Raw genomic sequence first — 22,357 nt, forward strand, 5'->3', positions numbered from 1 at the left:
GGGTTGGAGAAGATACCCATGCACGGCGCTGGCGACGTTCGATTCTTCGACCGGTTCGCACCACTCTATGACATCGTGATGCCACCCGCAGAGAGCGAGGCACTCTCGGCAGGACTCGCCCGCGCCGACGTGGAACTCGACCGCGTCATCGACATCGGCGGCGGGTCCGGACGCGCGACACTGGCGCTTCCCGTCTCCGACCCACTCGTCTTCGACCAGTCGGCGGGAATGCTCAGTCGAGCGTCGAATCGAGGTCTCGACTGCGTACAGGGAGACGCGCGTTCGCTCCCTTTCTCGGACGAGTCTATCGACGCCGTGACCGTCGTCGATGCCTTCCACCACATGCCGAATCAGCGCACCGTCACCGACGAAGTCGTCCGCGTCCTCAAACCAGGTGGCGTGTTCGTCGTTCAAGAGTTCAACCCCAAGACAGTCCGCGGTCGGGGTCTCGAACTGGCCGAGAAACTGGTCGGGTTCGGGTCGGCGTTTTCGACACCACGCGAACTCACGCGTTTCCTCGAACAGTTCGAGTTAGAGACCGAAGTCGTCGAAGATGGATTCGAATTCACGGTCGTAGCGAAAAAACGGGAGAGCCATTAGGGGGGCGACGAATTTCGGAGTATGGCAACTTCGACGTCCTTCCTAGAGGAGCGACTCGATGCCGGGGCACTCCCGCTCGCAGTGGGTGACATCCTCGTCATCTTCCTCCTCGTGACCGTCGGCGTCATCAACCACAACGGCGTCTCGTACCTCTCGACCGACCCCGCTGGCTGGGTACTGACCGCAGTTCCCTTCCTCGTCGCGTGGGCTATCGCCGCACCGCTCTTGGGTGCCTACTCGCCCGGTGCTGCCGAGTCCGCGAAATCGGCAGTCCCGCTCGGAATTCGGTCGTGGTTGGTGGCCGCCATCCTCGGCGGTATCATTCGCTGGACGCCCCTGTTCGAAGGCGGTGCCGACCCGGTGTTCATCGTCGTGATGCTCGTCCTCGGGTCGCTCGCGCTCGGTGTCTGGCGAACGGTGTACTTCCGTCTCGTCTGAGAATCCGAATCGAATTTTCGAACTCGCCACGCACCCTGCTCAGGCAGGGGCTGGCTTTCTTCGCAACAATACGGCGCTGAGCAGTGCGCCCGTCAGGCCGAACCCAGCGACGACGTAGAAGAGGTCGTTCGGCGTACCGACACTGAGGACGTAGCCTGCGATGGCACCACCGAGTGCGCCGACGCCGAACACGCCGAGGTAGGTAAAGCCGTAGGAGAGACCACGGTAGCCCGCAGGCGTGTACTCCGCAACCGTCGCTTGGTACAGTGGCTGGATGAGAAAGAGGAAGAACCCGAGGAGTGCGCAGATGACGAGCAGTGGGACGACGCCGAGTTGCGCCACCGGAATGAAGGCCACGGCGATGACCGCCAGCGACCCGAATCCGATGAAGAGACCGCGCTCTGTCCGGATGTGGTCGGTGAGTTTGCCGCCGACGTACTGCCCGAAGACACCAACCGTCAGCAGTCCAGCGTAGACGTAGAGTTCGATATCGAGCGTGGGTGCGTTCGAGGAGTCACCGGGGACGAGCGACGCGGGCAGGAACTCCGAGATGGGAACGGGTTCGATGCCGAGGACGCCGCCGATGAGGTCAGGAAGGAACGTCGTGACGCCGCGGTAGTACAACCCGGAACACATCACGAGGAAGAACACGACTGCGAACCCACCGAGGAAGAGATGCTTGGACTGGGTGACGAACTCACCGAACGAGGAGACACCCGGGGAGGCGTCGTCTCCGTCACCGCCGTCGGCAGTTGCGACGGCCGCCTGTTCTTCGAAATCAGCGCGAGTCGCAACGAGAGCCGCGACGAATGCAGGAATGGCGAGGACGCCAGCGACGACGTGCCAGTCGAAAAAGAGCAACAAGAGTGCCGTGACGAAGGGGCCGAAGCCGATGCCGATGTTGCCCGCGATGCCGTGGTACGCAAATCCGGTGCCGCGTTCTTCCACGCCGGTGCTGATGAGTCGAAGCCCTGCGGGGTGGTAGACACTCGCGGCGATACCCCAAATAACGAGCGCGAGCGCGACGACGGTGAGGTTTGGTGCAATCGCTAGCAAGCCGAACGCGCCAGCCATCCCGAGTAAGCACCCGACGATGAGGCGTTTCGAGCCGAGTCGGTCGACGAGAATCCCACCGGGGAGTGCCCCCAGTCCGAACAGCGCAAAGCCGAGTCCCGTCATCACCCCGAGAGATGCCGTCGTGACGGCGACAGACGAGAAACCGAGGCTGATGCTGGTGTACTCACGAAGCCAAATGGCGACGAAGATAGGGATGGACAGTTCGTAGGTGTGAACCATCCCGTGGGCGAGCATCACCAGTGAGACGATATCGCGGTCGTTTCGGTTCACATGCGCTCGCACGACACGAGTACGGATAACCATGTGGAGTTGCGGCAGGCCGTGCCACGAGGGCGGTGCAGTTGTTCACAACTCGTTCACAACTCGTTTGAGTGTTATATGGGCCATTATATGAATTGTTCAACCCACTGCAGTCCGGCGATTTTGTACCTCATAAGTTATAGAAATGTGATTCAGAAGCCACAGCGAGAATATCAGTGAGCTATGGGAAAGAATTATACCACTTACTCTCGTACATATAGATATCTTATGACCGGATATTACGACTACATTCTTGGGCTCATTCCGCTTGCACTCCTTGGCATCACTGGCGCACTCGTCGTCGTCGGGTTGAGCGTATCGATGGCCGTACCGATGGCCGCAGGGGTTGCTGCACTCATCACCGGACATGCGCTGTTTGTCAATGGGCCTTCCAGTCCCTCTCCTTCACCCGGTCGCGTTTCTCCATCTGGGGCATCTGAACGCCCCGGACCTACTGTTCTCGACGCGGATTAAGCGCTTCTGTCGGTTGTTTTCGGTGAGGCCCGCAGGGTTTTCACTACTCGTCACGTGAACCCTCACATGACCAACACTCGATTCCTCACCAGTGCTGACGTTGATGGTCTCGCCACGCCAGTCGAGTACGTCGATGCCGTCCGCGAGGGCTATCGACAACACGGCGAGGGCGCACCCGCCGAGCCACGGACCAAACTCTTGAACCGCGACCCACCGGGCATGTTCACCACCTACGCGGCGGTCCTTCCCGACACGGGCGCGATGGGCGGGTACATGTACTCCGCCGGGTTCGGCGCGGAAGATGCGTGGTTCATGACGCCGCTGTTCGACGCCGAATCTGGCGAGCCGCTCGCCCTCCTCGACGGAGCGAGCATGAACCCCTTCAAGACCGGTGCCGCGGGCGCAGTCGCCGCAGACGAACTCGCCCGCGACGATGCCTCGACGGTCGCACTCATTGGAAGCGGCGCACAGGCCCGCGGACAACTCCGCGCGCTTGCCACCGTCCGTGACCTCGAAAGCGTCTGGGTGTACTCGCCGACGAAAGAGAACCGCGAGCAATTTGCAGGCGAGATGGACCGCGTACTCGACGCCAGCGTCGCCGCTGTCGCCTCCAGCGGTGCGGCGGTCGAAGGCGCAGATATCGTCGTCACCGCGACGACGGCAGCCGAACCGGTGTTCGATGGCGACCTGCTCGAACCCGGCACCCACGTCACCGCGATGGGTCAGTACCACCCCGACAAGCGCGAACTCGACGCGACGACCATCGAGCGCGCGAAGTACGTCCCCGACCTGCGAGAACGCGCCCTGATGGACGCTGGGTCGTTCCTGCTCGCCCGCGAGGAGGGCGTCGTGGACGACGACCACATCTACGCCGAACTCGGTGAGGTGGTCGCAGGGACGGTTGTGGGGCGGGAAGACGACGAAGAGATTACCGTCTTCGACAGCGGCGGAACCGGTATTGAGACTGTTGCCGCCGCGTACATGCTCTACGAGAAGGCTCGTGCGGAAGAGTTGGGAACGACAATCGACTTCTCTCCCGCGAGCGAGTCGCTGACGGGCGAATAACTCGTCGTTCGCAAAACCAATATCTGTCTTTCAATTGAATACTTGGGCATGGACCGAACGGTTCTCTTCCATCTCTTGTATGGCATCACTGGGCTTTTGTTCGGTGCAAGCGCGGTCTATACAATCGTTACTGAGGGGTTCAGATTCAGTTCAGCACTGCTTGCACTCAGCGCTGGCCTGTGTGTCGCCTCCGTCGTCTATACGCTCACAGTGAAAGACCGGTCAGAGATACCAGAACAAACCTCACTCTTGCCCGTCGCGCTCGCCGCAGCACTCGCAGTGTTTGGAACAGTCCTTCTCGTTCTCGCCTGAATCTCACACCGCCACTCGTGCAACACGCTGTAACTGTGCGAGAACCCTCGGAACGAGCGCCAACGAGAGAATCGTCGCAACGGTTGGAATCACAATCCCCACCCAGAACGACCCGAGTTCGACTTGTGCCATCGCACCGAGCATCGCCGACCCACCGACGACGAGGCTGTAATACGCAGACCGAGCGGGGAGCGACGGGAGATGGCCAGGACGGGGCCACGACCCGGTATCGATGTAGCCACCTCTGAACGTCCCGACGGCGGCCGAACTCGTGATGAGTGCCGTGATTCCCGACAGCGACACCGCTTCCGGGGGCTCCGCGAAGATAAGAAACCACAGTGTCGGGATGACGAGGACCGAAATCTCCCACCCGGCAAAGAACACCTGGTCGAGCCATCGGTCAACTCGTGCAGTGAGCTTCGAGGCCATACGCTGACGTACAGAGAGTGTAAGGAGTCAGTCAGCTAAACGGTTATCCTGAGGTGAGATGCTGATTTCGGGAACGTAGGGCGGTTCATACCTTCAGAAAATCACATCGAAGAGAGAGTGCGAATGCAGTATCGAATCGGGGGACTTCCTCACTTCTCAGGGCACTGCTCTCTCGGAAGTGAGTGGCGACTCTTCGGCTCTCCATTAGTAACGACAAAAAATCCGGCAAACTGTGAACCGAACCGCCCTACTCTCGATACCGAACAGTTGTGGACACGCATCGAGGCATCGTCACTTACGACGAGTCGGTGCGGCGCGATTCACGTCTTCTTCGAGACGCGTGGCGTATGCAAGGCGAATTTTTCGAGCTTCCTCTTGCTGCACCACCTCCTGACCGTCTATCGCGTGGGCGATTGGGTCGTACGTGTCGGGCTGGAACCCCATCCGTTCGAGGTAGCCGCACACTGCCTCTGAGCGGAGGCCATTCTCTATCGCTTCGTTCAGATACCCGAGAACGGTGTCGAATTCGGGGACGATGATTCCATCTTCTCGAATCTCTCCTCTCTCTCCTTCGATGCGTAATTCTGTCCTCTCGAGATGCTCTATCACCTCGGAGATGTGGTCGGCGATTTGCAGGACTTGACTCGGGAGTGCGGTATCGGGTGAACGCCACTCCACCGTGTTGAATCGCTCTCGGAGCTGGACTGGCGTCCAAACGGCACTTTCGGGATCGAAATTCGCTTCGATGTCTCGCCGGTCGATTCCCTCGTCCATCGCTGCGGTCACGAAGTCTTCGTACCGGCGTTCGAGTCGTCGATTCCACTCGTCTTGGCTTTCGACATATCGCCAGAGTCGGCCTTGATGTGAGAGGTCATCGTATGCCTTCCAGCGGTAGAGCCACGACCGAGCACTGGCTGCAACGTTGCGCCCCTGGTAGTACGGTGAGGAGTTGACTAACGCAAGGGCCGGGTCCAATGCAATCAGCGTATTCAGCTGGTCTATCGACCGCCCCGGTTGCTGCTCGACGTGGATGTGCGTCCCAGCACAGTGACGGACGTAGTCGAAGTTCTCACCGACGACGTCGTTCTGAATACGTGTCCGGTCGCTTGGGTGTTCTTGTATCTCGGGTTCGTTGATGGGTGTACCGAGTGGGACGAGTCGTTTTCCGATGTCATTTCCTCGGTTTACTACTTTGGAGATGCGCTCGAGGAGTTCGGCCCGTAACTCCTCAGAACTCTCACAAGGTGACGTTTTAATCTCGAGAAGTGGTTTCACGAACTCTCGCTCAACGCCTGGAAAATCAGTCAACCCATCTGGTTCGACTAGGTTCCCTGCTTCGTCGACAACCCAGTACTCTACTTCGATACTCCGCCTAATCGTACGTGACCCGGGAGGCGGCCCCGGAACTCCACCATCTGTTCTTCGTTCTACCATGTTGTTCATTCTGAGCGCAATGCTCGACTACGGCATGACACTATTTCCCAATATTTGGTGTTATAGGTTACGATCACCGCAGAATCTAGCGATTATCCCATCGGATTTTTCGACTATCTCGCACCCATGCTGCTTTTTTAAATTGTCACTCTTCCAGTTCTAAAGGGTGTGACGTAGCAACCGATACCGTTGTCATCACGTGAATTCACTGAAATATTCGGTGTCTGTATTCAGCACACCGTCTGCCTCAGTTGTTGCGTAGTTCAGCTAAGCCACGTTACTGAAGCCGATAGCGAAGAATCGCGGCGACGCCGCCGAGATTCTGCAACTGCTCGCCGGGTTGGAACTCGGCCGAAAAGACGGTGACCTCGCCCCCCTTCTGCTCGACAGAGTCGATGACGTCGTTAATATCGAGGTCCCAGTCACCGTTTCCTTGCCGTTCTTCTCGCAGTCGTGAATCGAGGAGGAGGAGGTTTTCGACCGCGCCAAACTCGGCGGCCTCGGCGACCTGTTCGATGCCGTAGGCCGCTTTCGCACCGGTCGAGATGTTCTCCATCAGTTCGTCGATGAGGTTCGCTTCCTCGGCGATGCGCGTCTCTTTCTGTACGTCGTCAACTGCGCCGCGCTTGAGAACTTCGTGGACACCTCTATCGCCGACACCGGCGGTATCGACGGTCGTGATGATGTTCTCGGCGACGTCGGGGTAGTTCTCGTCGAGGTAGTCCATCGCGTCGTTCTTCGTAAAGCCCGGTCCGGCGAGGATGATGGCATCGACCTTCAGATGCGACAGTGCCGACCCGAGTTCGTCGAAGAGTTCGGAACGCGGACGGGCGTACTCGCCTTTGCCCGTCGGTTTCGTGAGCGAGGCGTACTCTTCGGTGCCGTACTGGGCGACGGTGTGGATGTACGCGGCACCTTCTTCGACCGTCGCGATGGCGACGTCGGGATTCTCGGTTGCCGCCTCTGCGGCTTCGATACGGTCGATTTGGTCGGCTTTGAAGTGCTTCTCGATGGTTATCTCGGCGCGTTCTTCGACGTTAAGCGTGTGATGGTGGCCGAGTTGGTCTTCTCTCGAGCAGCCGACGATGACGCCGCCGACACGGAGGCGATTGGCGAACCGAGCGAACTCCACGTCCTCGACTTCGATAGTGACGTTGAGATGCTCGCGCTCGCCGCCAGTGTCGCGCATTTGGTCGTCGTCGCGTTGGATACGGCGAGTGGTGTCACCGGAGACTAAATCACCGGGTTCGAGTACGTACGAGAGGTGCCAAAGGTCGTCGACGTTCTCGGGGACCAGTGAGATTCGCTCGCGTCCTTCCTCACCACGGCCGCGATTGGCGATACGCATATCCGTGAGTCGTCACGGAACGGAAAAGAGTCCTGCTATCGACGCTTACCAACCCGAAGCAGAGTTCTCACTCGAAACAGGGGTAAAGCCGCGTCCATCGGCGTAGCCGCGTGCCCACAGGTAGAAGGTCGCCACCTGCACGTAGAACAAGACGAAGATACCGATGAGGACGATACTCAGGAGACTTCCGATGGTCCCGAGGACGATGGAGACGACGATTGCGAGCAACCAGGCGACGACGTACTCACCGGTGAAGGCGGCCCCGATAATCGTCCGAACGTCGAATCCTGCGCCGAGGTTCCCCTCGATAGCGAAGTTCGCGCTCGCTGCGGGGTAAAGGAACCCGACGACCAGTCCGAGCAGACCAATCAACAAGAAGCCGACGAATCCGAAGATGCTGAGACCGACACTCCCGGCCGCACTGGGGTCGGCTGCCCCCTGCGTGAGCGCGGCAGAACCGAGTCCGAGGAAGATGCCCAAGATGAGTATCGGAACGATGACGACGAGCGACCAGCCCAAACCGATGACGAATAGTTTCACGCCATCGACGAGCATCTCACCCCAATCGGTGAACGACGGTGCGGCCTCGTCACCGTTCGCCGCCGCACGCATGGTCTTGACGAAATACCCTTGGAGGATGAACGCCGGGATGATGAGTATAGACAGGAGTGAGAGTACGCCACCGATAACCGTCGTGGCGACCCAGTCGTCGCTATTCTTGAGGAACAGCAATGCGTCAGAGAGCATGAATGATTTCACTCAGTAAGGGGGCTTAGATATTCCGTCGAAAAAACGCGTAGCGAAATTAGACTGCGGGTTGTTCGCCGGGCATGTCGCCGTCGTCTTCCATCATCTCGATTTCGTGGAGTTCGCCCCACGTCGTGCCGATGATGTAGTAGGCGGCGACGACTGCGTAGAACGTCACGAACGAACCGAGGACGAAGCCAAGGAGCGGGACGACGTTCAGGAGGCCAGTGACGACAGATGCCGCGAAGATCACGACGAAGGCCATGAGCCACGCGGTCGCGTACTTACCCGAGGTGAGGATGGGACGCAGTTCGCTCACGCTGAACGCAGCGCCCATGCGGTCGGTCTCGGCGTAGTTCGACAGCGCCGCCGGGGTGACGTACGCCGCGAAGATACCGAGGACGAACGCGGCGAGCAGGCCGAGCAGCGTCACGATACCGCCGAAGGCGTTAGCCGCACCCGAGTCACCACCGCCAGCAGCGATACTGAGGATACCCGCGAACCCGAACACCATCGCGATGATGGCGGGGATGAGCGAATACACCAGGACGATTGCGAAGCCTTTGATGCCATCGACAGTCATGTCGGCCCATTCGCCGAACTCTGGAGGCTTTTCGTCACCGTGCATCGTGGCGCGAATCACGCTGAGCGTGTAGCCGAGGACGACGAACGCCGGGATGATGAGGAAGCTAAAGAAAGTCAGCACGCCGCCGATGAGGACGGTCTTGAGCCAACTTTCGTCGTTACGAAGGTAGTTGATTGATTCTGAAAGCATTGTAAGTCACTGAGCGCCGCCGACGATAACCGCCCCAGTGGCTGATATTCTGTCAGGTGTGTACTGCGCTCGACTATCATTACAACGAGAAAGTATATAATCTTGCACCCGCCCCGTGCGAATAATTGACAATTAGACCTGAATAACCGGAATTTCCACAATCTGAGAACGATTGTTAGTCGTCCGTGATTGTACTGCCGCCTGGCGGAAGGAACTCTTGAATCTGGTCGGGGGATGCTACTTTTCTGACGAACGATTGGTCTTCGAACATATTCCGGAGATCGCGGTAGCACAGTTTTGCGGCGTCGTTCTGTGCGTACTGCCCCGGGGTGAGCGTCAACATCGCTTCCACGCGCGGTTCGATAGCCGACGGCGGGCCGCCAAGGACGCGGGTCTCGCCTTCACACTGGATGCCGACGGCGACTTTTGCGGGGACGTCGTTGAAGTAGGTTCGGTCGCCCCGGACGACGAAGCTTCCTTTTTCGAGGTACTCACCAGACTCCGGCGTCTTCGACACCTGCGACGGTTCGACCATGTAGGCGTCGTCGGCAAATCGGCCGTCTTTCCAGATAGACGAGTACGAGACGGCGAACTGGGCGGCCTCTTCGAGCGAGGAGTCGGGGAAATCGACTTCGACCGATGGCTCGCTCGGCCCGGAGGCCTTGAGGAGCGTCACTGGCCCTCCGCGCGCTTGGGTGTGGAAGAACCGGTCGTGCTTGTTCATGTATTTTTTAACAAGCTCCTCGTTCTGGTCGGCGTTACGGCCGCCGATGACGAGGAATCCGTCGGAGGTGCGGAACCAACGGAACCGTTCGAACCAGTGTTCGGTCGATTTGACGGGGACCGACTGCAACGAGCGCCAGTCGGTCTCTTCGTACTCTTCGTCGTCGTCCGGTTCGTCGCTATCGTCGGCCTCCCACTCGTCGCGGCGCTTTTTCGCCGCTTCCAGTTCTTCGCGGGTGTCTTCGATAGCCGCGAGCGCACCCTCTTTCTTCTCTTGGATACGCTTTGCCTCGGTGTAGAGGCGGTTGGCGTTCTTCTCGACGCCCATCGACACGTCGAGGGTGATGTTCGTCCCGTCGATGTCGATAGAGACGGTCCCCTCCGCGCCATCGACGTTCGTCACTGCTTCGGCCGCCGGAATCCCCTGTTCGGCACCCTCGGCGAGTGTGTCGGCGATGTCGTCCCACGGAACGCCCTGTTCGCGTGCGCCACGAACCGTCGAGAGAACGTCGTCGACGAGGTCGTAGTGGGCGTAGAGCAGTTCGGCGCGTTCGCGTTCGGCGTCGGCGCGCTCGTCGAAGCCCGAAATCGCCTGTTCTTGTTGCTCGATGATGCGCTCTTGTTTGGCGATTTGCTCCTCGAAATCGGGACGGTTCGAAGTGGCCTCTTGCTCGTCGGCGGTCAAATCGAGGCGGACGAAATACTCGTCGAGCGCCTCGTTGAAGGTGTCGTAGGCTTCCTCACTGAGCCCTTCGTTCTGGTGTTCTTGGAGAGGGAAGGGCGTCACGTCAACGACTTCGTCTTCTTCGTCGAGGTAGACGCGCGGGTCGAACTCTCCAGCGCGAACTTGGTCGCGGAGCGTCTCGATTGCGTCGAAGACCTTGTCGTACGTTTCGTCGGTCGCGTCGGTGATATCGAGCGTCTTGTCCACACCTGCGCGAGTACAGAGTTCTTCGGCGTACAGGCCGCCGAGGTTGAGTTGCGTCGCCAGCGTCCGAACCACGTCGGTGTCGGACTGACTCATCACACGTTCGAGTTCGTAGCGACTTACGGTGAGCGGGTTGAGTCGAGACGACGGGTATTCGTACTGCGCGCCGGGAGCGACCGTCCGCGACTTGAGGCGGACGGTTTCGAGACTGCGAATCACGTCGCCCGTCTCGTCGAGGATGGCGATGTTACCCTGGCCGAAGAGTTCGACCACGATTTGCGTGTTTTCGTCGGGGCGGTCGAACGAGAAGGTGAGAATCCGGTCGAAGTCGTACTGTTCGACACCCGCGAAATCAGCACCGTTGAGCCGATTTCGCAGCATCATTGCGAACTGCGGCGGGCGACCCGGTGCGTCGGGGACGTTCTTCGGGTCGGCGAGGTGTGCCCGTTTGATGTCGCCGACTTCGAGGAGGAGTTCGACCCGTCCGCGGTCGAAATCCCGCATCTTGAGGCGAAGCAAGTCGTCGCCGTAGAGGTACGCCTTGTCGACTTTCGCCCCCTCGTACCGATTCAATTCGGTGACGAGAGCGGCGAGGTCGACGCTCGTGAGTTCCCGCTTCGGGTCCATAGTCGCGGTTTTTCACCGCTGGACGAAAAGGGATGTCGTTTCGATGGGTCGTTTTCCCGGGGAGAAGATACTTATCAACCACCCATAATTTTTCGAGAGATGAGAGCCCGCGCCGCCTGTTTTGTCCTCCTTCTCCTGATTGCCGCAGTCCCCGGTGCAATTGCGCCGACATCGGCCAGTTCCCCGCCAGAGACGGTCTGCGGTGTTTGTAGTGACCCGTTCGTCGATGCCGCCACCGAATCCGGCGTCGAACTCACTATCGAATCGAGCGAATTGACCCTCCAAATAGACGACGACGGAACCGGTTATTGGACCGCTCGCGTCGCTATCGACGAAGAGAGTGCCACCACGTTCCGCGAGAATCCGGCACTCCTCGACAGTGTCGTTCGAGAGACGTTCGACCAGTATCGCCCGTTCGTGGACGACCCGCAGAACCTCACAGCGCAGATAGAAGACAACACCGTCGTCGTCACCTTCGAGGTTCCCGAGATGGGCTATCGGACCTCGGGCGGTGTACTCCTCGTAGACTACTTCAACGCCGACGGCTACACACAGCGCGTCTACGTCGATGCCGACCGATTCGTCGTCAGCGGACCGGATGGGAGCGTCCTCGTCAACGACCCCTCGGAGTTGAAGAACGACGACGACACGGCCGCAGTGTGGTTGGGTGACGACCATTCTGGGCCATACATCGACGACGAGACGTACCTCGCCTTCGGGCCGGACCGAAGCCTCTCCACTCAAGCGGCGGCCACTGCGAGCATCGCCGCCGATTCGGCACCGTACCTCCTCTCTGACCTCGTTGGGGCCGCATTGGTTCCGACGTTCTTGATGGGATTCGGTGTCGTCGCCATCCAGCGACTCACACGCCGCGTCGATGCGGAGAGCAGGTCGGTTCGCGTACTCGGCTACCTGACGATGGGAATCAGCGTCGCGTGGCTCTTCAGCCTCGTCGCCGTCAGATTGGTCTCCGGTGGGTACGCAATCGTCGCGTGGACACTCGGAATTCAGTTTGCACTGCTCGGCCTCCTTGCGACCAAGAAACCCGGACTGTTCACCTTCCGACGCTTACTCGTTGCAACACTTGCACCGCCAATCGCTGCCGCCTTCGTCGTCTCGTTCGTCACTCGACCATCACTCCTCTGGGGCGTCCCAAGCGCGCTCTCGTTAGGGCTGACGTTCGCGTTGTTCCTCCCGTTCGGCTACGCCGCCAGACGAGAGCATCGCACGTGGCCGTTCGCGCTCGCCATCGTCGCCGCACCCGTCGTCTTCACCATCCCGACGCTCCCAATCGGTGGGTTCGGCCCGGCGTTTATGCTGCTGCTCCTCAGCGGGTGGACGCTTCTCACTCTCGCTTCGGGAACGCTGGCCTATCGTCTCGGGTGGGCACTCGGCGGCGAATCGAACACGAAATCCGCTCCGCAACCGTCAGGTAGTCACCCGCAAAATCACGGGGCATGAGCGAAACAGCGGTTCGCGTCGTCACGACCGACGCGGAACGAGAAGACGCGTTCGCCGTCAGAAGAGCCGTCTTCGTGGACGAACAGGGCGTCGATGAAGAGTTGGAGTGGGACGAGTACGACGAACCAGACGCCAATGCCAGCCACTTCGTCGGCTACCGCGATGGCGAGGCAGTCGGTGCGGCACGAATCCGCGCGTACGAACCTGGTGTGGGGAAGGTCGAACGCGTCGCAGTCCTCGAATCCGCCCGTGGCGAAGGCTGGGGAAAGCGACTCATGGAGGTACTCGAAGCAGAAGCGAGAGACGCCGGATACGACTCGCTCTACTTGCACGGCCAAACCTCGGCAGAAGGCTTCTATCACGGCTTAGGGTACGAAACGACCAGTGACGTGTTCGACGAGGCGGGTATTCCGCACGTCGTGATGGAAAAGTCGCTATAACTCAGTCTTCGCTCGAGACCGACTTTTTCACAGGCTGACTGCGGCGTTCGTGTTTGAGTTGGAAGCCATCGACCTCTTCGCGGGCGAGGAGTTCCCGCTGTGGGAACGGGATTTTGATACCCTCGTCGTCGAACGCCGTCTTCACGCTCCGGAGTACCTCCGCTTTCGCCTGCGCACGGCGCGGTGCGGAAGGGTTCGTAATCCAGAATCGGAGTTGGAGTCCAATCGACGAATCGCCGAACGTCGTCGGGATGACCTGCGGCTGTGGCACTTCTTCGACGAATTTGAGGTCCGTGAACGCGCCCGTAGCGACTTCCTCGGCGTGTTCGATATCTGCGTCGTAATCGATTCCCACGTCTAACTTGAGCCGGAGTCGATTTCGCTTCGTTCGGTTCGTGATTTTCGCGTTCGTCACCCGGTCGTTCGGAAAGACCACCGTCTCGCCGTCTGCGTTGCTCAGTCGCGTGTTGATGATGGTGATGTCGGTGACGATGCCCTCTGCGCCGTCGATTTCGACCCAATCGCCGAGTTCGAACGGTCGAGAGAACATGAGGACGAACCCGGCGATGAGCGACCCGAGTGTCTGTCGGGCGGCCATACCGACGACGATGCCGAGGAATCCGGCACCGACGAGGAGGCCGTCGAGTTCGAACTGCCAGACGGTGAGTGTCGCCATCCCCACCGCGATGAGGACGACGACTTGGAGGACGCGAAACGCGATACCTTGCTGATGGGCGTTGATGTGGTCAGAGTTCGACGCGTAGGTGTCGAGTTGCGCTTCGAGGATGTTCGTCCCGACGAACGCGCCCGCGAGCAGACCGAGCGTCAACCCGACTTTGAGAATGTTCGGGATGATGACGGCGATGATGGCGGTGGCCGTCAACGCGAGTGACCCGTAACCCCAGAGTACCAAGAGCGAAAGGCCAACACCGACAAAGATGGCTACTTGGAGCGTCCGAATCAGTATCTTCGCGGGGAACATCCACGCAACGTCGCCCACTTGGTCCGGAACTTTTGTGTGCGACAGCACGCGGTTGTGGAACTCACTCGCCGCACGCGAGACGATTCTCGGTGCGAGATACAGCGCGACCCCGAATGCGAGGATTATCAGCGCTGCCGAGATACCGATGCGCTCTTCGGTCGAGACGAACTGTGCGAGTGTCGAACGAACGCTCTCTATCCACGTGGCCGCCATCTCACCACGTCCCCCCAAGAACTCCCATACTACCAATTGGTTTGTAAGATAGTCAAAAAACGTGGCGGAGTGAGAATCAAGAACGAGAATCGAACGAGACCGATTACAGTTGTAATCCCTACAACCGCTTCGAGACGTACGGACCGTCTTGGTGGTAGCCGAGTTTCTGCTTGTAGTACTGGCGGACGCCAATCCCTGAGATGACCGAAATCTTGTCGAATCCGGCATCCATGGCCATCGACTCGGCCTGTGCGAGCAGTTTGCGCCCGTAGCCTTTGTGCTGCCAGTCGCCCTGGTCGCCGATGCCCACCTCAGACCCGTAGACGTGCAGTTCGCGGACGAGCGCGGCGTTCTGGAGTTCGCGGCGAACCGGGTTGCCGGGGAAGCGCAGGCGACAGAAGCCGATGAGCAGGTCTGCGACGGGGTCTTCGAACGAGATGAAGTGTTCCGTGCCGCCTGCGGCCTCGTAGGTCATGATATCGAGTTCGACGCGCTCGGGGTCGGGGTTGGCCTCGTTCATGCCGACTTCGCGGGCGCGGATGTCGCGCGGGACGATACCCTTCTCTTCGGCACGCTGTTCGGCGAGTTGCCGAAGGTTGGACTTCCAGACGCCAGCGTCGATGAAGTCCGCGGGGATGTCGCGCTGGACGCGCTGGAGGCGCGTGTACTTCGGAATCATACCCATGACCTCGCCGACGATATCGGCGGCTTCCTCGTTGTTCAGCGGTTCGTACTCGCCGCGACGCCACATGTCGTAGGTGATGGTGTCGCGGACGATGAGCGTCGGGTAGATTTTGAGGTAGTCCGGCCGCCAGTCGGAGTTGTCGAAGAGTTGTCTGAAGTCTTCGAGGCACATCTCGCGGGTCATGCCGGGTTGGCCGGGCATCATGTGGAAGCCGACTTTGAACGCCGAATCGCGGAGGTTGCGGTTGGCGTCGATAGACGCCTGTACGCCGTGACCGCGGTGCATCTCGCGGTTGATGCGCTCGTAGGTCGTCTGGACGCCGACTTCGACTTTCGTCGCTCCTAAGTCGAGCATCCGGTCGATTTGCTCGGGGTCGCACCAGTCGGGTTTGGTCTCGAACGTCGTCCCGATGTTCCGAATCTCGTTCGTCTCGTTCTCGGCGATGACGTCCTCGATGTACTTGAACTCGACATCCTCGGGGTCGGGCTTGAACGACTGGTTCTCTTTTGGTGCGGGTTCCGTATCGAGGTCGTAATCGTTCATCGCTTCGAGTGCCCGCTTGACGAACCACTCTTGGTAGTCGTGGCTCCGAGCAGTCATCGTCCCACCCATCAGAATGAGCTCGACCTTATCGACCGGGTGGCCGATGTGTCGGAGTTGTTCGAGACGGAGAGTGACCTGCCCGTACGGGTCGTAATCGTTCTGAACGCCGCGGGCGGCCGCGGGTTCGTGGCCCGTGTAGGACTGCGACGACGAGAACTCGCTGGCTGGACCGCCGGGACAGTAGAGACACTTCCCGTGCGGGCACATGTGCGGCGAGGTCATGATAGCGACCGGAGAGACGCCCGAGGCCGTGCGAACGGGCTTACGGCGGACGACTTCTTTGACCTCTTCGCGCCGGTCCTTGGGTGCGTGTTGGAGAATCTCGGTGTTCTTCGGCACCTTCGGTGAGGAGTGTTCCGAGCAGGCATCGAGTTTGGCGGATTCGAGGTCGTCGCGGCCAACCTCACCCGAGAGAATTCGCTCGACGAGAGCCTTACACGTCTGCTCGAACGCGTCGGATTCGGTTTCGGCGTTCACGAAAACACCTCGCTATCGGTGACGTGGTGACGGTTCATGACGCCGAATCGGGTCGTTTCGTGGATAAGCGTGTCGCTCGGGGGTGGAGAATTCGTCCTCCCAAAACGACGAGGAGGAGTCTGGATTGCGACTTAGAACTGTTCGGCGACGGCGGCGAGGACGGCGTCGAGTGCCTCCTCACGTGCGCCGGTGAGGAACTCGATGCGGCCTTCGCGGATGCCAGCGGCACCGAGGCCAGCGGCGGGTGCCTTTGCGGCGGCCGACTCCACGAGCGTGCGGAAGTCGAGGTCACCGGTTGCGCGGAGGTACAGTTCGTCGGTGCCGAAGGCGACGGTCACGAAGCGGTCACCGTCGCGGTTGCGGCGGTGGAGTTCGTCGACGAGCAGGGCCGTCGGCGGGAAGTCGAAGCGGTGACTGAAGGCATCGGAGTCGAGGACGACTGCGGTGACGCCGTGAACGTCACGGGCTTCGAGGTTTGCTTCGGCCGTCTCGACTTCGTCTTCGACTTTGATGCGGAACTGCTCGGAGACGTGCCCAGCGAGGCCTTCGTCGGCGTCGAAGAGCAGGTCGGCGATGAGTTCGCGCTTGTCCTGGTAGGACTGGTAGTAGGCTTCGAGCGCGACGGCTTCACGGAGTTCGCGGACGCGGTCAGCGTCGAAACCGTGGTCGGCCGCGAGGTCGAGGTACTGCTGTGGGCAGTTCTCCCAGTAGGTGACCGCAGGGAGGTGCGACACGTCGTCGCGGACGTCCGCGTTGACGGCGACAGAGAGGGTTGCAGCGAGTGCGCCGACCGAGAGGTCACGAGCGTCTGCACCTTCGCGTGCGGGGTTGACGAGTACGTCAGTTTCGCCAGCGACTTCTTCGTCTGCAGGCGCGGCATCGAGGACGACGCGCTCTGCGCCGTAGACGCCGAGCAGGCCGAGGCCATCGAGCGATTCGGTGGTCGAGCCAGCGCCGAGGAAGAGGACGAGCGGGAGCTTTTCGTCGTGACGGTCGCGGTCTTCGAGCATGCGCGTCACGTCGTTCGTCGCAGCGTCCATGCCGTAGACAGCCTCGTCGAGCGGGCGACGGGTGAAGTAGTGGTACTCGGCGTCGTCGCGTGGGTGTTCCTCGCGGATGAGGGGCAGCACGGCGCGCTCGATTGCGGCACCAGCGACGTAGCCGTCGGCGGTGGCCGTGTGGCGGACGACGATTGGGCGCGATTCGAGGACGGCGCGGCGGATTGCCTCTGCGGCATCGAGCAGCGAGGCACCGACGGCGGCGACCGGTTCGTGGTCGGCGAGCGGCGCGATTGCGTCCGGACGTGCTTCGTCAGAGAGCGCGTCGGCGAGGCGCTGTTCGACAGCCTCGGATTCTTCGCCTTCGAGGACGGTCAGGTCCTCCGTCTCGATTTGAAGTTCGCCACGTCGTCGCTCGACTTCGCCCACGATGCGGACGTTGTCGTCGACGTTGACTTCGGGGTAGGCGCGAACGCCTGCTTCGACGAAGGCGGCGCAATCGACGACACCGGATTCGTCGCGGAGTTCGAAGACAGTCGGGCCGCCAGTCTGTCGGACGCTGGAGATGGTGCCTTCGACGGTGACGTGGTCACCGACGTGGTCGCCGATGATTCCGAGCGAGACACGCTCGGGGAGTTCTGCCTCTTCGGCTTCTGCTTCTTCCGTCTCTTGCTCGGATTCGGCTTCTGCTTCTTCCGTCTCTTGCTCGGATTCGGCTTCTGCTTCTTCCGTCTCTTCTTCGAGGTTGCCAACAACATCGCTGGCCGTGGGTGCGCGGGATTCGTCGTCCGCGGTCGTCTCTTCGGTTTCCGGCTCGGCTTCGACGACTTCGGTTTCGACCGATTGCGTCTCAGCGGCGGCGCTCTTAGGCTCTGACTTTTCGCCGACGTGGCGGCGCTTTCCGCTGACCGGCTTCGTCTTGATTGTAGCCGTTTGTTCGGATTTGTCGCTCTCGACGGGCTGATTGTCAGCCTCGCCGTCTGGGTCGTGAATGCGAGCGCCGCGGAACTCGTTTTCGCCCTGGCGAATCGACCAGCCGAGGTCGATGTTGCCGTTGTCACGGACGTTCTTCACCTGAACGAATACGTCGTCGCCGGGTTCCCAGGTCAGACTCTCCAGGCGCTTGTCGAGTTCGCTGCGGTGCAGGAGACCAGTCACGTTCGGTGCAAGGTCGACGAAGACACCGAAATCGGCGTATCCGTCGACGGTGCCTCTGTAGAAGCGTCCGGGGACGAGTTGGTGGGGACTATTGCCCCGGAACTCGAACCAGACGTCCTCCTCGTGCGTAATCCAATCCATTGAGTTGAGCAAACAACCCCTTACTAAAACGATTGTCGATAGACGCTCAGGTGATGATTGGCACGCGCGTGGCGAATCATCCACGCTCGTTCGGCGTGGAAACTAGGTTATGTGAGCGCAGTGACGAAATCGTTGAACGCTCGAAAACCACCGAATCCGTAGCCAAAGACGACGCCTGCGGGAATCGCGGCGGCCACCGCTGCTTTGGCAAACGAAGTCTGGTGAACCTCTCGAATACCGACGATGAGTAGTGCCGACCCGTAGAGTGCGCAGATAAGTCGCACTCCCGGAATCGGGACGCCAGCGAAGACACACGGCGCGGCCGAATAGGCGATGACTTGGACTGTCTCGCTCACACCTGCTCTGCGCGAGAGCAACGGGACGAGCATGACCGTCTGTATCGCGGCAGTGAGGTGGAGGACGGCGGGTGCAACGAAGAGCGCGATAACGAGCAGTGCGACCAGTGCTGAGAGCATCGGCCCAGCCCCAATTGCGGGAATCGTCGCGGGGACGAGCGCGTACTGGAGTCCCTGATAGACGAGCGTCACCGAGATGGCGAAGAGGAGCCCCGGGGCTTGGTCTCCCGGCGCGACGCCGTTTCGGAAGAACTCCCGAGGGCTGACGAGAACGGCGACCCACGCGCGAAGGAGACCGACTACACCACGGTCACGGCCTTCGCGAGGAGTCTCGACCCACGTAGTCACGTGTGCCTCTAGTCGCGCCGGAGTGTATGACAGTTCCGGCAGCGCGCTTCGTAGGACTCCTCGGCACCGACGACGATAGTCGGGCCATCGACGTGCGCTGGTTGTCCATCGACGAGTCGCTGATTCCGACTCGCAGGTTCACCACACACTGTGCAAATCGCCTGTAACTTATCGACGTACTCAGCCAGTGCCATCAGCTGTGGCAGGGGTTCGAACGGTTCGGCGCGGAAGGTCTGGTCGGTGCCGGAGACGATGACGCGCTTGCCCTCGGCGGCCAACTGCTCGCAGACTTCGACGAGGTCCACAGAGAAGAAATTCGCCTCGTCGATGGCGACGACGTCCTCGCCGTTGAGTTCGTCCGTAATCTCCCAGATGCCCTCGCCTTCAGAGGGAACGACTGTCGCTTCCCACGACCCACCAACGTGCGACCCCACGGTGGTCTTTCCGTAGCGGTCGTCTACTTCGGGTTTGAACACGGCCACTTCCTGTCCGGCGATTTCCGCCCGTCGAAGGCGTCGGAGCAGTTCCTCCGTCTTCCCCGAGAACATCGACCCGGTGACGACCTCTATCCATCCACTCTTCGTGATGGCATGCATATCTCTGAGGGAACACAGCAGGGTCAAAACGATTGCTCATCTGTGCCGACTGTCGCCAGTTCCTGATGGTCGGGGGAGGTGAACTGTACGAGACACCCCACACCCGGATGTCTGGAAATGGTATGTGAAAATAGAATATGGTATTCTCGTGGTACGAACAGTTCAATACGTCTCAGAGGGAGATGCGGACGAACGCATCAGAGGCGTTCCACCACTTCCTTCCTTCGGGCACTCAGTCGTCAGCGCCGACGTTCTCGCTACTTTCGAACGTCGCGGGTTCGGGTTCGATGTTGGCGTACATCACCGCGTCGCGGCCGAGGCGCTTGACTCGGTTACGGATATCTTCGTCAGTGAGTTCGCCGTCGTCGAACATCTCGTAGACGCGTGGAATCGCCGCCTGATGCGGAAGCACCCACGCGTTGAGCGACCGGCAAACCGTGCGCAGGTGTTCGAGTGCGGTGACCGGGAACGACCCGCCTGCGACTGCCAGCACACCGACGGTTTTCTCGCTGAATTCGTCGAATCCGCAGTAGTCGAGTGCGTTCTTGAGTACTCCCGAGTACGACCCGTGGTAGACGGGCGTTCCGAGGATGACCGCATCGGCCTCATCGACGAGTTCGACGAGTTTCTGTGAGTCGCCCTGTTCGTCGAAGTCTGCATCGAGCGGCGGGAGGTCGAACTCGCGGAGGTCGATGAGTTCGGTCGTCGCGCCGACTTCTTCTGCACCGTCGAGAGCGACTTGGAGAGCAAGCCGAGTGTAACTGTGGTCACGAAGACTGCCAGCGATGGCAATGACGTGAGTTTGGTTCATATCCACTCTCATCCAGTGAGCCTTGAAAACGGCATCGGCACGCGAAACTGACACTCAGTAATGTAAACAAGGGAAATCTAGACGATTGTTGGGGTCGTGGTGGGTGTATGAACGTCGTCTTTCACGTTTCGAGCGGCACCGTCGGCGATTGGAAACACGCACTCAACAACGTCCGGAATCTGCGGGCCGACGACACTGCCGATATCGACCAGATAACACTCCTCGCCAACGGCGACGCGGTACATCTGTTTCTCGAAACCTCGGTCGTCGCCGACCGTGTGGAGGGTCTCGTGGAATCGGGTGTTCGGTGCCGAGCGTGCAGTAATTCGCTCCGCTCTCGTGATTTCGATATGGCCCGATTGGTCGATGGCGTTGAAAAAGTCCCCTCGGGCGTTGGTGAGCTGGTGAAACGGCAGACAGCGGGCGATGCGTATCTAAAAGTGCCCTGAGCCAACAAACAGTTAGCCAAAAATCATATTTTGTGGAACCGAGCATCAATGGGTAATGCCCTCCAGCCGCCGGTCGTTTCTCGCAGCATGTGCTGCTGGGATTAGTTCGCTCGCAGGTTGTCTCTCACTCGAAGCGCCGAGTACTGAGGGGTCGTGGTCGAGACGAACGTTGAACAACGAGCATACAGGCTACTCGGAGACAAACGGACCGACGACGGACCTCTACACTGAATGGCGACGAGAGGACGTTGCGAGAGACGTTTCGCCGGTCGTCGCCGATGAAACAGTCTACGTTGGCAACGCGAAGAAAGGAGATGACGAGTCCACGAGAGTCTGGGTCGAAGCACTCGATGCGGCGACTGGGAAGTCTCGATGGAAAACCGAACTCTATCAGTCCGACGAATTCGCGTTTTTCTATCTCTCGGATTCGATGGTCGTCGAAGACGACCGATTATTCGTCCAAACCAAGCCCGGGTTGACCATGCTCACCACCGACGGTGAGGTACAGTGGACCTTCGACAATCTCTATCAGGGCCAGCAGGTTCCCGATGTCGTCACCCCAGTTGTGACCGACGAGGTGGTCGTCGCGGGAACCTACGAATCGAGTGTCGATGACGACCAACCGGAGACCGTCTTCGGTATCGACCCGGAAACTGGTGAGGAACAGTGGCGCGCGACCTATCCTGGCTTCGACGGCATGTGGCAGTTGGCAGGGGCCGATGGTCTCGTCTACGTCCCATTTCACGAACAGGGAATTGTCGCACTCGACACCACGACCGGAGCAGAGCAATGGCGATGGGAGGGGCCAACGAGCGGAACACCGACTATCACCGACGAGTTGCTCTTAGTCACACTCCGAGAGAACAATAAGAACAGCATCGTCGCGCTCGACCGACACACTCGCTCGGTTCGATGGAGAGTTCCAATCGAGACGCAATGGCCGGATGCGGAGTTGGCTGTCGATGATTCCAGACTCTATTACATGGCGGGGTTCAGCCTCGAAGCACGCCGTCTCGACACCGGCGAGCGCGTGTGGCAGGTCGGTGGCAGGCGCGACGACGAAGGACAAGAACCACCGGACGAACCGCAGTTCGACCTCCGGTCCACACCTGTCGTCTCCGGCGGGTCTGTCTACGCTCCCGGGTTGTTCCAACGCGAGACGTCCTATGGACAACTCTTCGTCTTCGACGCCGCCAGCGGAGAGAAACAGGGACAGTTCAAAATCGGCCGGAACGAGACATCTGATATGACTACGCCCGCAGTCACCGAAGACCTCGTGTATCTCACGACGGACTTCGACAACCTCTACGCGCTCGGTGAGTGCACGGTCGGAGCGCGTGGATACTGCCTGCTCGACTAATT

General features: G+C 60.1%; 22 protein-coding genes. 9 read left to right on the forward strand and 13 right to left on the reverse strand.

All coding sequences use genetic code 11. From position 1 onward, the window contains the following. Positions 1-18: 18 nt before the first annotated feature. Positions 19-600: a class I SAM-dependent methyltransferase gene (locus ACK509_RS14170; RefSeq protein ID WP_410767178.1), complete on the forward strand. Its 582-nt coding sequence runs from the start codon at positions 19-21 to the stop codon at positions 598-600. Between the two features lie 21 nt (positions 601-621). Beyond that, positions 622-1,038 (forward strand): DUF3054 domain-containing protein, encoded by a 417-nt coding sequence (locus tag ACK509_RS14175; RefSeq protein WP_410767179.1) that lies wholly within the window; start codon positions 622-624, stop codon positions 1,036-1,038. A gap of 39 nt (positions 1,039-1,077) precedes the next feature. On the opposite strand, the gene ACK509_RS14180 is transcribed toward ACK509_RS14175, so the two are convergent. Then, the gene (locus ACK509_RS14180) at positions 1,078-2,418 is read right to left on the reverse strand and encodes an MFS transporter (RefSeq protein ID WP_410767180.1); all 1,341 of its coding nucleotides are present in this window, start codon (positions 2,416-2,418) and stop codon (positions 1,078-1,080) included. A gap of 225 nt (positions 2,419-2,643) precedes the next feature. Between ACK509_RS14180 and ACK509_RS14185 the strand changes: the two genes are divergently transcribed. The 3 genes from ACK509_RS14185 (at position 2,644) to ACK509_RS14195 (ending at position 4,266) form a co-directional block, all read left to right on the forward strand. Beyond that, on the forward strand, positions 2,644-2,889 hold the full coding sequence (locus ACK509_RS14185) for a hypothetical protein (protein WP_410767181.1): 246 nt from the start codon (positions 2,644-2,646) through the stop codon (positions 2,887-2,889). Between the two features lie 66 nt (positions 2,890-2,955). Then, positions 2,956-3,954: an ornithine cyclodeaminase family protein gene (locus ACK509_RS14190; protein WP_410767182.1), complete on the forward strand. Its 999-nt coding sequence runs from the start codon at positions 2,956-2,958 to the stop codon at positions 3,952-3,954. A 48-nt stretch (positions 3,955-4,002) separates the two neighbouring features. Then, on the forward strand, positions 4,003-4,266 hold the full coding sequence (locus tag ACK509_RS14195; RefSeq protein WP_410767183.1) for a hypothetical protein: 264 nt from the start codon (positions 4,003-4,005) through the stop codon (positions 4,264-4,266). 3 nt (positions 4,267-4,269) lie between these two features. Here ACK509_RS14195 and ACK509_RS14200 read toward each other — a convergent pair whose 3' ends face one another. The 6 genes from ACK509_RS14200 to rqcH all read right to left on the reverse strand — a co-directional run bounded on the left by ACK509_RS14200 (position 4,270) and on the right by rqcH (position 11,277). After that, the gene (locus tag ACK509_RS14200; RefSeq protein WP_410767184.1) at positions 4,270-4,695 is read right to left on the reverse strand and encodes a hypothetical protein; all 426 of its coding nucleotides are present in this window, start codon (positions 4,693-4,695) and stop codon (positions 4,270-4,272) included. 291 nt (positions 4,696-4,986) lie between these two features. Then, complete coding sequence (locus ACK509_RS14205; RefSeq protein WP_410767271.1) at positions 4,987-6,129, reverse strand: glutamate-cysteine ligase family protein; 1,143 nt, start codon at positions 6,127-6,129, stop codon at positions 4,987-4,989. Between the two features lie 277 nt (positions 6,130-6,406). After that, a complete protein-coding gene (locus tag ACK509_RS14210) occupies positions 6,407-7,477 on the reverse strand; it encodes an mRNA surveillance protein pelota (RefSeq protein ID WP_410767185.1) in 1,071 nt (356 codons plus the stop codon). 45 nt (positions 7,478-7,522) lie between these two features. After that, positions 7,523-8,224 (reverse strand): DUF4013 domain-containing protein, encoded by a 702-nt coding sequence (locus ACK509_RS14215; protein ID WP_410767186.1) that lies wholly within the window; start codon positions 8,222-8,224, stop codon positions 7,523-7,525. Positions 8,225-8,282: 58 nt separating this feature from the next. Next, positions 8,283-8,999, reverse strand: coding sequence for a DUF4013 domain-containing protein (locus ACK509_RS14220; RefSeq protein WP_410767187.1), 717 nt, complete (start codon positions 8,997-8,999; stop codon positions 8,283-8,285). Positions 9,000-9,174: 175 nt separating this feature from the next. Beyond that, positions 9,175-11,277 (reverse strand): ribosome rescue protein RqcH, encoded by a 2,103-nt coding sequence (rqcH, locus tag ACK509_RS14225; protein WP_410767188.1) that lies wholly within the window; start codon positions 11,275-11,277, stop codon positions 9,175-9,177. 99 nt (positions 11,278-11,376) lie between these two features. On the opposite strand from rqcH, the gene ACK509_RS14230 reads away from it, so the two are divergent. Both ACK509_RS14230 and ACK509_RS14235 read left to right on the forward strand, forming a co-directional pair. Next, on the forward strand, positions 11,377-12,738 hold the full coding sequence (locus tag ACK509_RS14230) for a hypothetical protein (protein WP_410767189.1): 1,362 nt from the start codon (positions 11,377-11,379) through the stop codon (positions 12,736-12,738). Further along, positions 12,735-13,178 carry a GNAT family N-acetyltransferase gene (locus ACK509_RS14235; RefSeq protein WP_410767190.1) on the forward strand — a complete coding sequence of 148 codons (444 nt, stop codon included), beginning with the start codon at positions 12,735-12,737 and terminating at the stop codon, positions 13,176-13,178. Before ACK509_RS14230 ends, ACK509_RS14235 begins: the two co-directional genes overlap by 4 nt. Before the next feature lies 1 nt (position 13,179). Here the strand turns inward: ACK509_RS14235 and ACK509_RS14240 are convergent, their stop codons facing one another. The 6 genes from ACK509_RS14240 to ACK509_RS14265 form a co-directional block, all read right to left on the reverse strand. Next, entirely contained in the window at positions 13,180-14,373 is a 1,194-nt protein-coding gene (locus ACK509_RS14240; RefSeq protein ID WP_410767191.1) for a mechanosensitive ion channel family protein, read from the reverse strand. Positions 14,374-14,491: 118 nt separating this feature from the next. Further along, a complete protein-coding gene (locus ACK509_RS14245; RefSeq protein WP_410767192.1) occupies positions 14,492-16,138 on the reverse strand; it encodes a tRNA uridine(34) 5-carboxymethylaminomethyl modification radical SAM/GNAT enzyme Elp3 in 1,647 nt (548 codons plus the stop codon). Between the two features lie 131 nt (positions 16,139-16,269). Next, positions 16,270-18,435, reverse strand: a complete 2,166-nt coding sequence (locus ACK509_RS14250; protein ID WP_410767193.1) for a DHH family phosphoesterase — start codon at positions 18,433-18,435, stop codon at positions 16,270-16,272. 107 nt (positions 18,436-18,542) lie between these two features. After that, complete coding sequence (locus ACK509_RS14255; protein WP_410767194.1) at positions 18,543-19,139, reverse strand: YIP1 family protein; 597 nt, start codon at positions 19,137-19,139, stop codon at positions 18,543-18,545. A gap of 8 nt (positions 19,140-19,147) precedes the next feature. Continuing rightward, positions 19,148-19,735: a thymidine kinase gene (locus tag ACK509_RS14260; protein ID WP_410767195.1), complete on the reverse strand. Its 588-nt coding sequence runs from the start codon at positions 19,733-19,735 to the stop codon at positions 19,148-19,150. Between the two features lie 232 nt (positions 19,736-19,967). After that, entirely contained in the window at positions 19,968-20,546 is a 579-nt protein-coding gene (locus ACK509_RS14265; protein ID WP_410767196.1) for an NADPH-dependent FMN reductase, read from the reverse strand. Positions 20,547-20,653: 107 nt separating this feature from the next. Between ACK509_RS14265 and ACK509_RS14270 the strand changes: the two genes are divergently transcribed. Together ACK509_RS14270 and ACK509_RS14275 are read left to right on the forward strand one after the other, a co-directional pair. Next, positions 20,654-20,995, forward strand: coding sequence for a DsrE family protein (locus ACK509_RS14270; RefSeq protein ID WP_410767197.1), 342 nt, complete (start codon positions 20,654-20,656; stop codon positions 20,993-20,995). Between the two features lie 55 nt (positions 20,996-21,050). Further along, positions 21,051-22,355 (forward strand): PQQ-binding-like beta-propeller repeat protein, encoded by a 1,305-nt coding sequence (locus ACK509_RS14275; RefSeq protein ID WP_410767198.1) that lies wholly within the window; start codon positions 21,051-21,053, stop codon positions 22,353-22,355. Positions 22,356-22,357: the final 2 nt, after the last annotated feature.

It is taken from the genome of Haloferax sp. DFSO60, assembly GCF_046557615.1.
Classification (GTDB): Archaea; Halobacteriota; Halobacteria; order Halobacteriales; family Haloferacaceae; genus Haloferax.

Excerpts from the sequence above, each read along its gene's own strand:
- ACK509_RS14220 (WP_410767187.1), bottom strand. The coding sequence starts at position 8,999 with ATGCTTTCAGAATCAATCAACTACCTTCGTAACGACGAAAGTTGGCTC.
- ACK509_RS14275 (WP_410767198.1), top strand. The coding sequence starts at position 21,051 with ATGCCCTCCAGCCGCCGGTCGTTTCTCGCAGCATGTGCTGCTGGGATT.
- ACK509_RS14205 (WP_410767271.1), bottom strand. The coding sequence starts at position 6,129 with ATGGTAGAACGAAGAACAGATGGTGGAGTTCCGGGGCCGCCTCCCGGG.
- ACK509_RS14170 (WP_410767178.1), top strand. The coding sequence starts at position 19 with ATGCACGGCGCTGGCGACGTTCGATTCTTCGACCGGTTCGCACCACTC.
- ACK509_RS14250 (WP_410767193.1), bottom strand. The coding sequence starts at position 18,435 with ATGGATTGGATTACGCACGAGGAGGACGTCTGGTTCGAGTTCCGGGGC.
- ACK509_RS14175 (WP_410767179.1), top strand. The coding sequence starts at position 622 with ATGGCAACTTCGACGTCCTTCCTAGAGGAGCGACTCGATGCCGGGGCA.
- ACK509_RS14215 (WP_410767186.1), bottom strand. The coding sequence starts at position 8,224 with ATGCTCTCTGACGCATTGCTGTTCCTCAAGAATAGCGACGACTGGGTC.
- ACK509_RS14240 (WP_410767191.1), bottom strand. The coding sequence starts at position 14,373 with ATGGCGGCCACGTGGATAGAGAGCGTTCGTTCGACACTCGCACAGTTC.
- ACK509_RS14200 (WP_410767184.1), bottom strand. The coding sequence starts at position 4,695 with ATGGCCTCGAAGCTCACTGCACGAGTTGACCGATGGCTCGACCAGGTG.
- ACK509_RS14260 (WP_410767195.1), bottom strand. The coding sequence starts at position 19,735 with ATGCATGCCATCACGAAGAGTGGATGGATAGAGGTCGTCACCGGGTCG.
- rqcH (WP_410767188.1), bottom strand. The coding sequence starts at position 11,277 with ATGGACCCGAAGCGGGAACTCACGAGCGTCGACCTCGCCGCTCTCGTC.
- ACK509_RS14265 (WP_410767196.1), bottom strand. The coding sequence starts at position 20,546 with ATGAACCAAACTCACGTCATTGCCATCGCTGGCAGTCTTCGTGACCAC.
- ACK509_RS14235 (WP_410767190.1), top strand. The coding sequence starts at position 12,735 with ATGAGCGAAACAGCGGTTCGCGTCGTCACGACCGACGCGGAACGAGAA.
- ACK509_RS14230 (WP_410767189.1), top strand. The coding sequence starts at position 11,377 with ATGAGAGCCCGCGCCGCCTGTTTTGTCCTCCTTCTCCTGATTGCCGCA.
- ACK509_RS14190 (WP_410767182.1), top strand. The coding sequence starts at position 2,956 with ATGACCAACACTCGATTCCTCACCAGTGCTGACGTTGATGGTCTCGCC.
- ACK509_RS14195 (WP_410767183.1), top strand. The coding sequence starts at position 4,003 with ATGGACCGAACGGTTCTCTTCCATCTCTTGTATGGCATCACTGGGCTT.
- ACK509_RS14270 (WP_410767197.1), top strand. The coding sequence starts at position 20,654 with ATGAACGTCGTCTTTCACGTTTCGAGCGGCACCGTCGGCGATTGGAAA.
- ACK509_RS14180 (WP_410767180.1), bottom strand. The coding sequence starts at position 2,418 with ATGGTTATCCGTACTCGTGTCGTGCGAGCGCATGTGAACCGAAACGAC.
- ACK509_RS14185 (WP_410767181.1), top strand. The coding sequence starts at position 2,644 with ATGACCGGATATTACGACTACATTCTTGGGCTCATTCCGCTTGCACTC.
- ACK509_RS14210 (WP_410767185.1), bottom strand. The coding sequence starts at position 7,477 with ATGCGTATCGCCAATCGCGGCCGTGGTGAGGAAGGACGCGAGCGAATC.